Annotated in this window: 16 protein-coding genes; 9 read left to right on the forward strand and 7 right to left on the reverse strand. The window is 68.5% G+C overall.

The genetic code is table 11. From position 1 onward, the window contains the following. Positions 1–56: 56 nt before the first annotated feature. Genes ACX80J_RS05810 through ACX80J_RS05835 form a run of 6 tightly spaced genes read left to right on the forward strand, consistent with a single transcriptional unit; the run spans position 57 to position 4,757 of the window. Positions 57–680 (forward strand): amino acid synthesis family protein, encoded by a 624-nt coding sequence (locus ACX80J_RS05810; RefSeq protein WP_459344114.1) that lies wholly within the window; start codon positions 57–59, stop codon positions 678–680. Beyond that, positions 677–1,228, forward strand: coding sequence for an amino acid synthesis family protein (locus tag ACX80J_RS05815; RefSeq protein WP_459344115.1), 552 nt, complete (start codon positions 677–679; stop codon positions 1,226–1,228). Before ACX80J_RS05810 ends, ACX80J_RS05815 begins: the two co-directional genes overlap by 4 nt. Then, the gene (locus tag ACX80J_RS05820) at positions 1,225–1,980 is read left to right on the forward strand and encodes an alpha/beta fold hydrolase (protein WP_459344116.1); all 756 of its coding nucleotides are present in this window, start codon (positions 1,225–1,227) and stop codon (positions 1,978–1,980) included. Before ACX80J_RS05815 ends, ACX80J_RS05820 begins: the two co-directional genes overlap by 4 nt. Then, positions 1,973–3,454, forward strand: coding sequence for an aldehyde dehydrogenase (locus tag ACX80J_RS05825; RefSeq protein ID WP_459347151.1), 1,482 nt, complete (start codon positions 1,973–1,975; stop codon positions 3,452–3,454). The genes ACX80J_RS05820 and ACX80J_RS05825 overlap by 8 nt, the downstream gene beginning before the upstream one ends. Before the next feature lie 11 nt (positions 3,455–3,465). Continuing rightward, a complete protein-coding gene (locus ACX80J_RS05830; protein ID WP_459344118.1) occupies positions 3,466–3,672 on the forward strand; it encodes a tautomerase family protein in 207 nt (68 codons plus the stop codon). Positions 3,673–3,713: 41 nt separating this feature from the next. Further along, a complete protein-coding gene (locus tag ACX80J_RS05835) occupies positions 3,714–4,757 on the forward strand; it encodes an LLM class flavin-dependent oxidoreductase (protein ID WP_459347152.1) in 1,044 nt (347 codons plus the stop codon). A gap of 105 nt (positions 4,758–4,862) precedes the next feature. Here ACX80J_RS05835 and ACX80J_RS05840 read toward each other — a convergent pair whose 3' ends face one another. From ACX80J_RS05840 to ACX80J_RS05855, 4 genes are all read right to left on the reverse strand, one after another. After that, on the reverse strand, positions 4,863–5,996 hold the full coding sequence (locus ACX80J_RS05840) for a tyramine oxidase subunit B (protein WP_459347153.1): 1,134 nt from the start codon (positions 5,994–5,996) through the stop codon (positions 4,863–4,865). A 146-nt stretch (positions 5,997–6,142) separates the two neighbouring features. Continuing rightward, a complete protein-coding gene (locus ACX80J_RS05845; RefSeq protein WP_459344121.1) occupies positions 6,143–7,255 on the reverse strand; it encodes a hypothetical protein in 1,113 nt (370 codons plus the stop codon). Positions 7,256–7,355: 100 nt separating this feature from the next. Next, positions 7,356–9,038 carry an ABC-F family ATP-binding cassette domain-containing protein gene (locus ACX80J_RS05850; RefSeq protein WP_459347154.1) on the reverse strand — a complete coding sequence of 561 codons (1,683 nt, stop codon included), beginning with the start codon at positions 9,036–9,038 and terminating at the stop codon, positions 7,356–7,358. A gap of 52 nt (positions 9,039–9,090) precedes the next feature. Then, positions 9,091–9,831, reverse strand: a complete 741-nt coding sequence (locus ACX80J_RS05855; RefSeq protein ID WP_459344123.1) for a response regulator — start codon at positions 9,829–9,831, stop codon at positions 9,091–9,093. 102 nt (positions 9,832–9,933) lie between these two features. On the opposite strand from ACX80J_RS05855, the gene ACX80J_RS05860 reads away from it, so the two are divergent. From ACX80J_RS05860 to ACX80J_RS05870, 3 genes are all read left to right on the forward strand, one after another. Beyond that, entirely contained in the window at positions 9,934–10,752 is an 819-nt protein-coding gene (locus ACX80J_RS05860) for an alpha/beta fold hydrolase (RefSeq protein WP_459344124.1), read from the forward strand. 130 nt (positions 10,753–10,882) lie between these two features. Then, positions 10,883–11,326, forward strand: coding sequence for a MarR family winged helix-turn-helix transcriptional regulator (locus ACX80J_RS05865; RefSeq protein ID WP_459344125.1), 444 nt, complete (start codon positions 10,883–10,885; stop codon positions 11,324–11,326). A gap of 126 nt (positions 11,327–11,452) precedes the next feature. Further along, positions 11,453–12,184 (forward strand): GAF and ANTAR domain-containing protein, encoded by a 732-nt coding sequence (locus tag ACX80J_RS05870; RefSeq protein WP_459344126.1) that lies wholly within the window; start codon positions 11,453–11,455, stop codon positions 12,182–12,184. A 31-nt stretch (positions 12,185–12,215) separates the two neighbouring features. Here ACX80J_RS05870 and ACX80J_RS05875 read toward each other — a convergent pair whose 3' ends face one another. The 3 genes from ACX80J_RS05875 to gcvT are packed head-to-tail and all read right to left on the reverse strand — an operon-like array spanning position 12,216 to position 15,535. Beyond that, entirely contained in the window at positions 12,216–12,998 is a 783-nt protein-coding gene (locus ACX80J_RS05875) for a methylenetetrahydrofolate reductase (RefSeq protein ID WP_459344127.1), read from the reverse strand. Positions 12,999–13,031: 33 nt separating this feature from the next. Continuing rightward, positions 13,032–14,405: an L-serine ammonia-lyase gene (locus tag ACX80J_RS05880; RefSeq protein ID WP_459347155.1), complete on the reverse strand. Its 1,374-nt coding sequence runs from the start codon at positions 14,403–14,405 to the stop codon at positions 13,032–13,034. Next, on the reverse strand, positions 14,402–15,535 hold the full coding sequence (gcvT, locus tag ACX80J_RS05885) for a glycine cleavage system aminomethyltransferase GcvT (protein ID WP_459347156.1): 1,134 nt from the start codon (positions 15,533–15,535) through the stop codon (positions 14,402–14,404). Before gcvT ends, ACX80J_RS05880 begins: the two co-directional genes overlap by 4 nt. Between the last annotated feature and the right edge of the window lie 3 nt (positions 15,536–15,538).

Here is a 15,538-nt window from a genome sequence, read left to right on the forward strand (position 1 = left end):
GGTAGCCACCGGCTCTCCCCCCGTCGACGTCACCCCTGCTCGGAAAGGCCCCGCACATGTCCACTCCCGCCCTCACCGCCCCCGGCGCCGACATCCGGAAGATCGTCTACTACCAGGAGGAAGTCCTCACCGAGAACGGGCAGAGCCCTGCCTGTCCGATCAGACGCGCCAGCGTCGCAGCGGTCGTGTCCAACCCCTGGGCCGGGACCGGTCCGGAGACCGATCTCGGTCGGCTGACCGAGGAACTCGCTCCACAGCTGGCCCGGACGCTGACCGACCGCCTGGTGAACGGCCTCGGCGGTGCCGACCGCATCGAAGCGTTCGGCAAGGCAGCGATCGTGGGTACCGCCGGCGAGATGGAGCACGCCGCAGCACTCATTCACACTCCCTATTTCGGCAACCTGGTCCGTGAGTTCCTCGAGGGGTCCTCCATCATCTGCTTCGCCGACGATCGGGCCGAACCCGGCCAGGCACTCGTCGTTCCCATGTGGCACAAGGATCAAGCCTCGACTCGCAGCCACTATCAGACCATGTCCGCCCGCGTCAGTGACGGGCCCCGGGCCGACGAGATCGTCGTCGTCGTTGCTGCATCCACCGGATCCCGCCCACATCCTCGTATCGGGGACCGACTCACCGACCCCGCCGTCACATCCGCCATCCTCGAAGGAGCCTCCGCATGAACACCCGAAAGATCGTCACCCTGGTCGAAGAGATCCTCACCGAAGGCGGCCGGCCCGTCGAGCCTGCAGCACGCGTCGCCGTCGTCGCAGCAGTCATCGCCAACCCCTGGGCCGGGCAGGGCTTCGTCGAGGACCTCAACCCCGGCATCGATGCGAACGCGTCCGACGTCGGCGCGCTGCTGGCCGCCCGCGTGGTGGAAGCCCTCGGGGAACCCGTCGAGGCGTTCGGCAAGGCCGCGATCGTCGGCCTCGACGGTGAGATCGAGCACGGCTCGGCACTCATCCACACCCTCAAGTTCGGTAACCACTTCCGCGACGCCGCCTCCGCCACGACCCTGCTGCCCGCTGTGGAGAAGCGCGGGCCGGCCGGGGTCACGTTCGACATTCCCCTCAAGCACGTCACCGATGCGACCATCCGATCCCACCACCAGAGCATCGAGGTCCGGCTGGCGGACGCACCGCATCCCGGAGAGATCGTCATCGCTCTCGCCGCCGCGGCCCAGGGACGCCCCCAGCAACGCCTGGCCCCGTTGAGCAGCGAGCAGTGACCGACTCCCAGCTCCGCCCGATCGTTCTGCTGCATGGGGTGGGACTGGACCGGACCATGTGGGAGCCCCTGCAGGAGGAGCTGGCGGTTCTCTCCGGCCGCCCCGTCCTGGCGCTGGACCTGCCCGGTCATGGAGGCCAAGCGACACTGGCCGCCCCGGTGTCACTGGGCGATCTCGCCCAGGACGTCGCGGAACGCCTGCCCGGCCGCGCCCATCTGGTCGGTTTCTCGTTGGGTGCACTCATCGCGCAGCACCTGGCTCTTCACCGGCCGGACCTGGTTGCATCGCTCACCAGTGTGAGTTCGGTCTGCCGACGCACCGAGGCGGAAAGGACCAGCGTGCAGGCACGGCTCGACGGTGCACGCACGGATTTCCCGAGCAGCGTCGAGGGGTCCATCGCCCGGTGGTATCCGGGCGGTCAGGGCGTGAGCGAGGACAGGATCGAGAGGACCCGCAGGACGCTGCTGAGCAACGACGTGGAGTCCTACCTCCATGCCTACCGGGTGTTCGCCACGGCCGACGCCGAGATCGGCCCGCAGCTCGGCCGCATCGGCGTCCCCTCCCTCGCAGTCACAGGGGAACTCGACCCCGGGTCCACGCCGGACATGACACGCCGACTCGGCGAGGCGATCCCGGGTGCCGGGACCGCCGTCGTCCCCGGCGCCCGCCACATGCTCCCCGTCGAGCAGCCGGCCGAACTCGCACGCATCATCCATCACTTCATCACCGAATCGAGTGGAGACCATGACTGAGCAGTACAACCACTTCATCGGCGGGCAGTACGTCCCACCCGCCGGGAATGAGTATTTCGAAAGCACCAACCCGGCAACCCTCGACGTCCTCTACACCGCAGCTCGCGGAACCTCCACCGACATCGATGTCGCAGTGACGGCCGCTCAACGCGCATTCACCGATCCGCGGTGGCGCGACCTCTCCGCCACCCGGCGCGGTCACCTGCTGCGGCGCCTCGGCGACCTCGTTGCGGAGAATGCCGATGCGCTGGCCCGAATGGAGTCCGAGGACAACGGCAAGCTCCTGCGCGAGATGCGCGGCCAGCTGACCAGCCTGCCGGAGTACCTGTACTATTACGCAGGCCTGGCCGACAAGGTCCAGGGCAGCCAGGTCCCCACGAACTCCGTCTCCATGTTCAACTACACCCAGCGCGAGGCGCTCGGTGTGGTCGGCGCGATCACGCCCTGGAATTCCCCCCTCACGCTGACCACCTCCAAACTCGCCCCCGCTCTCGCGGCCGGCAATACGCTGGTCATCAAACCGTCCGAGTACACCTCGCGTACCGTTCTGCGTCTCGCCGAGCTCGCCACGGAGGCAGGGTTCCCCGACGGCGTCGTCAACGTGGTCACCGGGTACGGCGTCGAGGCCGGAGCGCCGCTGGTCGATCACCCCGGACTCGCGAAGATCTCCTTCACCGGGTCCACCGCCACGGGAGCGCGCATCGCGGCATCCGCGGCGTCCCGCTTCATCGGCTGCACCCTTGAGCTGGGCGGCAAGAGCCCGAACATCGTCTTCGACGACGCCAACATCCCCAATGCGGCGATGGGCGTGGTGGCCGGGATCTTCGCCGCCGCCGGGCAGACCTGCATCGCGGGCAGCCGGGTCTTCGCACACCGCTCCGTCTACGACGAGCTGCTGGAGCGGGTCGCGGAACGCGCGCGCAGCATCATCATCGGGGACCCGCTGCTCGACGCCACCGAACTCGGCCCCCTGGCCTTCGCCGACCAGCGGGACAAGGTCAGCTCCTACGTCGACCTCGGCGTGAGCGAGGGCGCAACGGTGCTCACCGGCGGCAGACGCCCCGAGGTCGACCTGCCGGGCTACTTCTACGCGCCCACGGTACTGACCGACGTCGACAACACCATGCGCGTGACGCGCGAGGAGATCTTCGGACCCGTCGCCGCCATCATGCCCTTCGACACCGAGGACGAGGTGCTGAGGCTCGCCAACGACACCGACTACGGGCTCGCCGCCGGCGTATGGACCCAGAACCTCGCCCGCGCCCACCGGATGAGCCGGAAGCTGGAAGCCGGCACGATCTGGGTGAACACCTACCGGGCGATGTCGCCGATGTCCCCGCGCCAGGGTTTCAAGAACAGCGGGGTCGGCATCGAGCACGGGCTCGAGTCGATGCACGAGTACACGCGCCTGAAGAGCGTATGGATCAACACGGACGAGGAACCCGTCGCGGACCCGTTCGTCATGCGCGGTTAGGAGCTTCTTCCATGCCTCTCATCGACGTGTCCATCGCCGAAGGCCGTACACCCGTCCAGCTCCGTGCACTCGTGGCCGCCCTCCACCGCGCCGCGGAGGAGACGGTCGGCGCCCTGCCGCAGAACACCACCGTCATCATCCGTGAAGTGCCGCTCACGCACTGGTCCAGAGGGGATCGGACGATCGCGGAGATGAGAAGCAGTCCTGAGCCGACCTGAACCACCCAATCGCTTGCACCGCACCACAGGAGGTAACAACAATGCGTTTCTCACTCTTCGCCCATATGGAACGATGGGACACCGCCGTCAGCCACCATCAGCTGATGGAGGACCTGGTCGAGCTGGTTCAGATCGCCGAGGACGGCGGGTTCTCGACCGTCTGGACCGGCGAGCACCACGCCATGGAGTACACGGTGTCCCCCAGCCCCATGCCCGTACTCGCGTACCTCGCCGCCAAGACGTCTACCATCCGCCTCGGCGCTGGAACGCTCATCGCCCCGTTCTGGAACCCGATCCGGGCAGCAGGGGAGTCCGCTCTCGTGGACGTCATCAGCAACGGACGACTCGAGCTCGGCATAGCCCGCGGCGCCTACCAGTTCGAGTTCGACCGGCTTGCCGGCGGGATGCCCGCGGCGGCCGGTGCGGAGCACCTGCGTGAGCTCCTCCCCGCGATGCAGGCCCTGTGGCAGGGGGACTACGCCCACGACGGCAAGATCTGGCAGTTCCCCACCTCCACCAGCGTGCCGAAGCCGGTACAGGACACCATCCCCATCTGGGTGGCGGCACGCTCCCCCGAGTCGCACGAGTTCGCCGTGGAGAACGGTTTCAACATCATGGTCACCCCCCTGATGAAGGACGATGCCGAAGTGGCCGACCTGACCGGCAAGACCAGGGCCGCGATGGACAAGTTCCCGGGTTCCCGCAGGCCCGAGGTCATGTGCCTGCGTCATACGTACGTGCACGCAGCCGACGATCCCGAAGGCTGGCGCCCAGGGGCTGCCGCGATCAACCGCTACTACAGGTCCTTCGACGCGTGGGCAGGCAACAAGACGACGCCCGTCGACGGATTCCTCGACCCCTCACCCGAGGAGAAGTTCGCGGACCGGCCGGAGTTCGAGCCCGAGAGCCTGCACAGGTCGGCGATGATCGGCACCCCTGACGAGGTGGTGGGCCGTATCAAGCACTACCAGGAGCTGGGTGTCGACGAGTTCAGCTACTGGATCGATAACGGGATGAGCCACGAGGAGAAGAAGAAGTCACTGGAACTCTTCGTCAGGGAGGTTGTTCCGGCGTTCAGCGCCTGACCATGACCCGATACCGCCGATGAGCCATCCGCATCGACCAGCCGTCCCACCAGGTCCACGATCCTCCTGGTGGGACGGCTGGTGCGTTCCGACAGGCTCACCAGGTCAGGCGAGGGCCGGCGTGTTCCAGAGATTCAGGACGGTGCCGATGTTCTTCTCCTCCGCGGCCCGGTACAGGTCGGTCGCCCACGCGACGTCCTCCACGGGCATCCCGCCCACCGAATAGAGGATGATCTCGTCGTCGTTCCGGCGACCGGGAAGCTTGCCTGTCGCGATGTCGGCGATCTCCTCGATCTTCGAGGCGGCGATCTCCCCGGAGCCGAGCAGCCCGAACCAGTGGGACCCAGGGATGCCCAGGATCTGGTAGGCGGTAGGCCCGTATTCCTCGAGCCATGCCTGGTAGAGACCCTCGGCATCAATGACGAGACGCGCGTCTCCCGTGAGGAAGTCGTCGTCGAAACGGGCTGCAGCCGGAAGCAGCAGCAGGGCCCCGGGCTTGATGGCCGATTTCGGGAAATAGGGGAACGCGTCGCTACCCGCGGCGTCCGTGGTGGTTGTCGCCATGACGATGTCGGCGTCGGCGATGGCCTCCTCGATGGTCTCCGCCGATGCGATGGTGGTGAGCTGTGAGAATTTGTCCCTGGCCCACTCCATGAATGCCTGCGTGCTGGCGGCGCTGCGGCCCTTCACCAGGACCGTGTCGATCGAGGGGCGCAGTGCCAGGGTCGTCTCGAGAACCGATCGCGCGATGACCCCCGGGCCGACGACGGCCGCGACCTTCGCGTCGGCCTTCGCGAGGTGCTTGACCCCGACGCCGGGTACAGCTCCGGTGCGGTAGGCACTGAGGAGATTGGCACTCATGATGGCCAGGGGCGCGCCGGTGTCCCGGTCGTTCAGCACGAAGACATGGATCGATCGAGGCAGGCCACTGAGGCGGTTCTGCGCGTTGGATCCGTACCACTTGACTCCGGAGGTGCCGAAGCGGCCGCCGAGGTAGGCGGGCATGGCCATGAACCGGCGATCGGGGCCGTCCTTCGGCATGCCCTCGAACTCAGGGTCCTCGGGGAAGGTGATCATCGCCCCGTGGGAGTTGCCGTTGTCCCCCGCCATCCGGTAGTCGCCCTGGCGCAGGAGGACGAGGGCCTCCTCCATCACGTCCGTGCAGCGTATGACGTCGCCTACACCGGCTTCGACCATGTCGGGCTCGCTGAGGTAACGGAAGTTGATCTCGGTGGACATCGGCACTCCTGATGGTTCATATCGGGAAACTGCAATTACCACCATTAAACATAATCGGGATTTCCCGTCCATCACCGGCCGGTTTCGTCGAGGTAACGTCTGGTCGGGCCGTCGGCGAGCGGTAGACGGCACCGGTCGTCGAGGCGCTACTGCCCCGGGACCACCGGGTCCCGCGCCACCTCGATGCGCTCCCCGGTCACCGTCACGGTCGCACCGAGGGACAGCCGCTGGGTGTCCTCCACGTGCGTCCAGCGTGGGGGCTTCCCGCCGTCGAACTCGGCGTTGCGCTCGTACGAGAAGGTGGCCTCGCCGTCGTCGGACCGGAGCCGGTACACCCCGGGCTGGTAGGACTGCTCGAGCGTGAAGGAGGGCTCTCGGACCAGGGTCCAGCGCGGATCGCGGACATCCTCGGGATCCCCGAAGAGGTAGGACCGGTTGGGGCAGCCGCTGGGAGAGGCTTCCGGAGAGGCGATGCAGCGGTCGAGGGCCGCGGTGACCTCGGCGACGGCGTCGGCCATGACTGCAGGGGTGGCAGCAGGCTTCACCAGCACTCCGCGCGGTGCGGGCCCGTCCACCGGAACCGTGACCACCTGCCGGGTCCCGTAGGACAGGTACCGGGAGGGCGCCGGCGGTGAGACGACGTACTCCCCGGGAAGCGCCGGGAGGGTCACGGAGCGCAGGCCCGCGTATGCACCGGGGTCTCCGGGAGGCAGGGCGACGTCGGCCCCGTTGACGTCGATGGCCTGCAGGTCCTCGGGGATCACCATGCTGATGTCGGTGATGGGTTCCGGCCCGTCCAGGCGCCAGTCGCCGAAGAACACGCCGGTGGATCCGGTCCGGGTCAGGGTGAACTCGAGAGTGCTGGTGCTTCCGTCCTGCGCCAGGTGGGCGGTCACCGTCGCGGTGTCGTCGTCCACCGAGATGTCGCGGAGCTCGTACGCCGTGATGCGGTGATCGGCCGTGCCGTACACGGCGTTCGCCAGCAGTGCGTCCTGCCCGTCGCCGGGGGTTCTTCCGAGAAGGCTCCGGGACGCCTCGGCGTCACCTGCCACGAGGGCGTCGAGGTAGGCCTCGACCTGCTTGTCGGGTCCGAAGACCCACTGGTCGACCAGCTTGATCGTCACCATGGCTGCGATCAGTACCACCGCGGCGACGACGCCTCCCCAGATCACCCGTCCCCTCGTGCCCGAACCCGTTCCAGTCCCCATGATTCCCCCGTGTGCGGCGATGTGGTGGCGCCCGCAGTCGTCGTCGTCCACCCTACAGAGGGTGCGTCAGCAACCGATGGTGCACCGGATGCAGGCAGGGTTATCCACGATTGTGGATAACCCTGTGGAGGGCCTGTGGACGAAGGCCGTTTCAGCGGGCGCGGACGACCCGGCTCTCGTCCCACACGGGTTCCTTCGTCTCGTACACCTTGCCGTCGGAGCCGAAGACGAGGAACCGGTCGAAACTCCGGGCGAACCAGCGGTCGTGCGTCACGGCCATGACCGTGCCCTCGAAGGCATCGATGGCGCGCTCGAGCGCCTCCGCCGAATGCAGGTCGAGGTTGTCCGTCGGCTCGTCGAGCAGCAGCAGGGTTGCACCGGACAGCTCCAGCAGGAGGATCTGCAGGCGGGCCTGCTGGCCGCCCGACAGGGAGTCGTAGGGCTGCTCGGCCTGTGCCGCCAGCCCGTAGCGGTCGAGGACGGCGGACGCTGCTTCGCGGCCCAGGCCGGACCGGTGCTCGTCGCCCCGGTGGAGGATGTCGACGAGCGTGCGCCCGAGGAGGTCGGGGCGCGCGTGCGTCTGCGCGAAGAACCCCGGCCGGATGCGCGCACCCAGCTTCACGGAGCCCTCGTGGGGAACCGGGGCTATGTCGACGTCGGACACAGGCAGGTGCTCCTTGTCCGGGTCCGATCCACCACTGGCCAGCAGCCGCAGGAAGTGCGACTTGCCGGAGCCGTTGGACCCCAGTACTCCCACACGGTCGCCGAACCAGATCTCGGTGCTGAAAGGCTTCATGAGACCCGTCAGTTCGAGCTTCTGGGCCACGACGGCGCGCTTGGCGGTCCGTCCGCCCTGCAACCGCATGGACACGTTCTGCTCCAGCGGGATCGCTTCCGGCGGCCCCGCCTCCAGGAACTTCGCGAGGCGGGTCTGTGCCGCGTGGTAGCGGTTGGCCATGTCCGAGCGGAACGCGGCCTTGTTCTTGTACATGTTGACGAGTTCCTTGAGCTTGATGTGCTCCTCGTCCCAGCGCTTGCGCAGCTCCTCGAACCGCGCGTTCCGGTCCTCGCGCGCCTTCAGGTAGGTCTCGAAACCGCCGCCGTGCGTCCAGGACGACGCCCCCAGGGCCCCCGGCTCGAGCGTCACGATGCGCGTTGCGGCGTTGGCGAGCAGCTCACGGTCGTGGCTGACGAACAGCACGGATTTCTTCGACTCGCGGAGCTTCGCCTCGAGCCAGCGCTTGCCCAGGACGTCGAGGTAGTTGTCCGGCTCGTCGAGGAGCAGGAACTCGTCAGGACCGGAGAACAGCGCTTCGAGCACCAGCCGCTTCTGCTCGCCGCCCGAGAGCGACGACGCCGCCCGGTACTGCGCCCGGTCGAACGGGACGCCGAGGGCGGCCATCGTGACCTCGTCCCACGTGGTCTCCAGCTCGTAGCCGCCGGCATCGCCCCAGTCCGCGATCGCCTGCGCGTAGCGCATCTGCGTGGGCTCGTCGTCGGCCTCCATCATGGCCAGTTCGGCGTCGTCGATCCTCTTGGCCGCGGCGGCCAGCACCGGTGGCGCGGCCGAGACGAGCAGGTCGCGGACGGTCGTGTCGTCGCGCACCTGGCCGACGAACTGGCGCATGATCCCCATGGTCCCCGAGCGGCTCACCGCCCCCTCATCGGGTGCGAGGTCCCCGGCGATGATGCGCAGCAGGGTGGTCTTCCCTGTGCCGTTGGGTCCGATCAGCGCCGTCTTGTGGCCGTCGCCGACCTTGAACGCAACGCCGTTGAGCAGCTGCCTGCCGTCGGAGAGGAAGTAATCGATGCCGGATACGTCGAGATGAGCCACGCATCCAGTGTTTCATCCACGGACAAACCCGCCGACGGACCGGCGGGACCGGTCAGTCCTGCTGGTCGCCCGGCATCATGCGGTAGCCCACCCCGCGCACCGTGCGGATGAAACGGGGGTTGCTGATGTCCTCTCCGAGCTTCTTGCGGAGGTTGCGGATGTGCACCTCGACGAGATGGTGGTCCTGGCTCCAGCCGTCCCCCCATACCCGGTTCAGCAGCGCCTCGCGCGTCCACACCCGTTGGGCGCCCGTCAGGAGTGTCTCCAGCAGGTCGAACTCGATGCGGGTCAGTGCGAGCTCCTGGCCGGCCAGCGTGACCACGCGACCCTCGACGTCCATGACCAGGCCGTTGTGCCGCAGCAGTGCGTTGCCGCCGGGCTCCGGCGGCTGGACGGCGCCGGTGCCGGCACCGGTACGGGGACGGCGGAACATCGCCGACACGCGTGCGGAGAGCTCCCTGGGGCTGAAGGGCTTGCCGATGAAGTCGTCCGCGCCGATCTCGAGGCCGATCAGGCGGTCGATCTCGTCCTGCCGTGCCGTCACCATCACGATGTACGCATCGCTGACGGCGCGGCACTGCCGGCACACCTCGACGCCGTCGAGATCGGGCAGGTTGAGGTCGAGGGTGACCAGGTCGGGCCGGTGTTCCTTCAACGCCGCCAGGCCCTCCAGGCCCGACGAGGCCTCGACGATCGTGAAGCCGTTCATGCGCAGCGTCGTGGCGAGCAGTTCGCGGATGTCCGGATCGTCCTCGACGATCAGCGCCGTGCGGTGGGACGGAGGAACGGACATGAAACAAGGGTTTCATACATCGGTGTCCGTTGGCGCCCCGGGCACGGACTTGTCTTGATCGGATCTTGAGAAACGCCCGCACCGCACCCGTAGACTGCCCGGATGCTACCGACTCTTCTCAGCACCGTGCAGGTCGACGGCCTGACCGTCCGCGTGCTCACGACGCCGGGGCCCGACACCTCCGACCGGAGCCCGTACGTCCTCGTCCACGGACTGGGCATGACGCATCGCTACCTCGACCGCCTCCGTGCCGAACTCGCCGCGGACGCCGTCGTGCACTCGATCGACCTGCCCGGGTACGGACCGGACCCGCAGCCGCGGAGGGAGCTCGGCGTCGAGGACCACGCCGCGCTCATCGGCGAGGCGCTCGCCGCCCTGGGCATCTCCTCCTGCACGCTCGTGGGCCATTCCATGGGCGTGCAATTCGTCACAGCGGTCGCCCTGCAGTTCCCGGCCCTCGCCGAACGGATCGTCCTCATCGGACCTGTCGTGGACAGGCACCGCCGGACCGTCCTGCAGCAGGCGGCGTCCCTCGGACACGACACGTTCCGCGAAAGCCCGTCGGCGAATTTCACGGTCTACACCGACTACTTCCGCACGGGCATGCGCTGGTACCTGCGCCAGCTGCTGCCCATGATGGAGTACCCCCTGGAGCGCGCCGTCGAGCGGGTCCAGTGCCCCGTCCTGGTGGTGCGGGGTGCGCGGGATCCGGTGGCGCGGCGCCGCTGGTGCAGGGAGCTGGCGGAGCGGGCGCGGTTCGGTTCCTTCCTCGAGATCGAGGGTCAGCCGCACGTCGTGCAGCACTCCGCGGCCCGCGCCGTCGCGGACGGGATCATCGCGTTCCGCAAGGTCCCCGTTCCCGCCGGCGTGCCCTCCTTGCCCGAAGCTTCGGCCTGGGCGACGGGAAAACTTGAAGATTGAAGCGCATAGTAGACATATTGCGGTTGGTCCCGTCCCCCCTGTAGTTGCGACCGGCCGCAAAGACACGACACCCGGCCGGCGCTGGCAGCAGCACCGGCCGGGTGTTCCAGAACCTCTGAAGGAACATCGCATGCCTGACTTGGAAGAGTGGTCGACCAGCCGCCTGCTCACCACCGCCGCCCGTCTCGTGGACCACGCGTGGAACGAAAGGCTGCTCGACATCGGGATCACCCATGCCGGCTACACCACCCTCGGCGTACTCTCCCGCCAGGGCACCATGACCGGGGCCAAGCTGGCCCTCGCAGTCCACGTGCAGGCACAGACGATCGGCAAGACCATCGAGAAGCTCGAGCGGCAGGGGTTCATCTCCCGCATCCGCGACAGCATCGACCGTCGCAGCCAGCGCATCACCATCACCCCGGCCGGCGTCGAAGCGCTCGCCAAGGCGGAGGACATCGAACGCACGCTGATGGTGGGCGAAGGCCTGGAGTCCTTCGAGCTGCGCAGCCTGCTCCGCGGCATCGTCGGAGAGCTCGCCCCCCAGCGCCAGAGGCCCGCGGCCGCGATCGTCTGAGCCCCGGGCTCGCGTGAATCTCCTGAACGGCCGTCCCCCGGGCGGCCGTTCTTCCGTGTGCCGGTTCCCGGCCCGTTCTCGGACCTGTTTGCTAGACAAGCTAACTATGCCCCGTAAGATGACCGGGTGAACGCCGAACAACAGAACGCTGCAGCTGTGGCCGAACTGCAGGACCTCATGCTCACCAACGAGAACGTGGACCAGTTCCTGGAAGACCTGGCGAGCCTTTCCGCACGGATCCTCGGTGGATCCGTGGAGGTGCAGTGCGGCGTCACGTACCGCCACCGGAGCCTCGCGACCACTGTCGCGTGCAGCAGTGACGAGGCGAGGGCCCTGGACGAGATCCAGTACGGCTTCGGCGACGGGCCGTGCCTGCATGCGATCAGCACGGGCTCCACCGTGATCGTCGACGACGTCCGCACGGACGGCCGGTGGCCCGAATACTTCGAGGCCGTCGCCGGTCACGAGTACTTCGCCATGATGGGCGTCCCCCTCGTGCTCGGACCCGAGGGCGGCGCTGCGCTGAACTTCTACGCCGCGAGCCCCAGCACCTTCACGAGCAGCGCGCAGGCCCTCGCGGAGGGCTTCGCCACGCAGGCGGCGAAGGCACTGCAGATGGTCCTCCGCGTGTCGCAGCACGCCAACACCTCGTCGAACCTCCTGGCCGCGATGGAGTCGAGGACCACCATCGACATCGCGATCGGGATCATCATGGGCCAGAACCGCTGCACGCAGGCCGAGGCGTACACGATGCTGAGCCGGGCCTCGAACGCCCAGAACGTGAAGGTCCGCGAGATCGCGCAGCGCATCGTCAGTGGGATCACCACCGCACCGGCGGAGACGCACTTCTCGAACTAGCAGGACGGGGTCCGGTTCCCGCGGGTCGCGGTCAGGGCCTGAGGGCCCCGGCCAGTTCCGATGCGGCCAGCTCGGCGAGGTCGTTGAAGCTGTACAGGTGCAGTCCCTCGTATCCGGCGCCGTGCAGCGCATCCACCAGCGGTGCCGGATCGTAGGAGGCCGACGAGAGCAACTGCCTCACCACGGACCCCGCGTCGGCACCGCCGGCAGAGCGCTTCAGGAATCCGAGGGACTGGCCCACTCCGATCCGGCCGGCGAGGCGGAGCAGCCGGGAGATCCTCACGGGACCCGGGATGCCCGCCCAGACGGGCAGGGTGATGCCGTCGAGCCGCAGCCTCGAGGGGAAGGCCCGGAGGATGTCCGGGGAGAAGCAGAGCTGGGTGACGCACCAGGAGGCCAGCTCCTGCTTGGCCGCCAGCGTCCTCGCCAGCTCCTCCTCCGCCGTTCCCGGGTGCCCCTCCGGATATACGGCGATGCCCATGCGGAGCACCCCCCCGGACAGCTCTGCGATGTCCTCCATGAGTGCGCCGCTCCAGGCGTAGGGTCCGGCCGCGTCCGCTGCGTCGCCTCCGACCACGAACACATCCGTGATCCCCGCATCGGTGCACTGCGCCACGTACCCGGCCAGCTCGGCCCGGCCGGTCACCGACCGGGCCGCCAGGTGCGGAACGGCCGTGTACCCGGCGCGGGCCAGGTCCACCGCCACGCCCACGGCCTGGCGTGGGCCATGGTGCGGGAGGCAGGTGACGGTCACGACGGCGGGCGCGGGCACATGCGCGCGGAGCCGCTCCACCAGGCCATCCCCCGGGATCACTTCTATCCTGACCGGCAGCTCAGCCACGCGCCGTCAGCACTCCACCACGTTCAGGGCGAGCCCGCCGCGCGCGGTCTCCTTGTACTTGTCCATCATGTCCGCTCCGGTGTCCCGCATGGTCTTGATGGCGACGTCGAGCGAGACGTGGTGCTGGCCGTCACCGCGCACGGCCATGCGTGCCGCGGTGATGGCCTTCATCGCGCCGACGGCGTTCCGCTCGATGCAGGGGATCTGGACAAGCCCACCCACGGGGTCGCAGGTCAGCCCGAGGTTGTGTTCGATCCCGATCTCCGCGGCGTTCTCGACCTGCTCCGGGGTCCCGCCCAGGACCTCGGCCAGCGCTCCGGCGGCCATGGCGCAGGCGGAGCCCACCTCCCCCTGGCAGCCCACCTCGGCCCCGGAGATCGACGCGTTCTTCTTGAAGAGCGAGCCGATCGCCGTGGCGGCGAGCAGGAACCGGACGACGCCGTCGTCGTCGGCGCCCGGGACGAAGTCCACGTAGTACTTCAGGACCGCGGGGATGATGCCCGCAGCCCCGTTGGTCGGCGCGGTCACCACGCGCCCGCCCGCTGCGTTCTCCTCGTTCACGGCCAGGGCGAAGAGGGTGACCCACTCCATCGTGCCGAGGCGGTCGTCCGGGTCGTCGGCCTTCTCCAGCAGCTGCCGCTGCCGTTCCGCCCGGCGCCGGACCTTCAGCCCGCCGGGCAGGATCCCGCCCGTCGTCGTCCCGCGCCGGATGGTGTCCTGCATGACACCCCAGATCTCGAGCAGCCCCGCGCGCACCTCGTCCTCGGTGCGCCAGGACAGTTCGTTGGCCAGGACGACGTCGGAGAAGGACCACCCTGTGGTCCGGCAGATATCCAGCAACTGGTCGGCGGTGCCGAAGGGGTGGGACACCGGTACGGGCTTGACGGCCGCCGTCTCCGAGCCGATCTGGTCCTCGTCGAGCACGAATCCACCACCGACCGAGAAGTATTCCCTTGTCCGAATGACTTCCCCCGCGGCGGAATATGCCGAGAAGCGCATACCATTGGTGTGGTAGTCGAGGCGCTTCCGGCGGTGCAGGACCACGTCCGTCTCGGGCTGGAAGGGAATCGGGTGCCCACCTGCGAGGTTCAGCGACCCGACCTCGCCGATGCGGGTGATGCGGGCGTCCGCGGACGTCGGATCGACCAGGTGCGGCTGCTCTCCCTCGAGCCCGAGCAGCACGGCCTTGACCGTGCCGTGCCCGTGACCGGTGGACCCCAGCGATCCGAAGAGGTCCACCTGCACGCGCTGCACGTCGGCCAGCAGGCTCCCGGTGCGCAGCACTTCCGTGAAGAGGTAGGCCGCCGTCATCGGTCCGCCCGTGTGGGAGCTCGAGGGCCCGATGCCGATCTTGAACAGGTCGAAGGCGCTGATCGTCACTGGGACATCCCGGCGGGCTTCGCGCGCTTGTAGAACGGCGTGGCGATCACCGTGAACGCTTCGGGTCGTCCGCGGAGGTCCACCTGGACCTCGGTGCCGACGGCGGCGAACGCCGCCTCGACGTAGGCGAGTGCCACCGGGTAGCCCAGGGTGGGGCTCGGCAGGCCGGACGTCACGGTGCCGACGGTCCTGCCGTCGGCGACGACGTCGTACCCGGCGCGTGCGGACCGTCGTCCGACGGCCCGGAGACCGACCAGGCGCCGCACCGGCTCGACGGCCTTCAGCGGCTCGAGCACGGAGCGTCCCACGAAGTCCTCGGCCTTCCTGGTGCTGACCACGGGCCCGAGGCCGGCCTCGAAGGGGTCGGTGTCGAGGCCGAGCTCATGCCCGTACAGGGGCATCCCGGCCTCGAGCCGCAGCGAGTCGCGCGCTGCGAGACCACAGGGCAGCAGCCCGTGCGGGCCCCCGGCCTGCAGGGCGGCGTCCCAGAGGCGCACCGCCAGGTTGCTGCCGATGAAGATCTCGAAGCCGTCCTCACCGGTGTAGCCCGTCCGGGCGAGCAGCACGGGAAGACCGGCGAGCTCGAGCTCCACCGCGGCGTAGTACTTCAGCTCCCGGATGATGCCGGCGTCCTCCGGGCGCGCGAGGTCGAGGAGGACGGCTTCGGCCGTCGGTCCCTGCACCGCGACGAGGGCAGTGGCTTCCGACTGGTCCTCCACGGCGACGTCGAAGCCCTTGGCACGGAGGCGCAGTTCCTCGGCGACGGCGGGCGCGTTGGAGGCGTTGGGCACCACGAGGAAGGAGTCCTCGGCGAGGCGGTACGTGATGAGGTCGTCGATCACGCCGCCCTCGGCGTTGCAGATCAGCGAGTACTTGGCCTTGCCCACGGTGAGAACCGCGAGGTCGCTGACCAGGGCGTAGTTCAGGAACTGCGCTGCCTGCGGTCCGCTCACGAGGACCTCGCCCATGTGTGACAGGTCGAAGAGGCCCGCGGCGTTCCGGACGGTGTGGTGTTCCTCCAGCTCGCTGCGGTATTTCAGGGGCATCTGCCAGCCGCCGAAGTCCGTGAAGGACGCGCCGTGCGCCTGGTGCTGGGTGTACAGGGCGGTGTGTTTGCTCTGCTCGCTCACGTG

The sequence above is a fragment of the Arthrobacter rhamnosi genome (assembly GCF_054510975.1).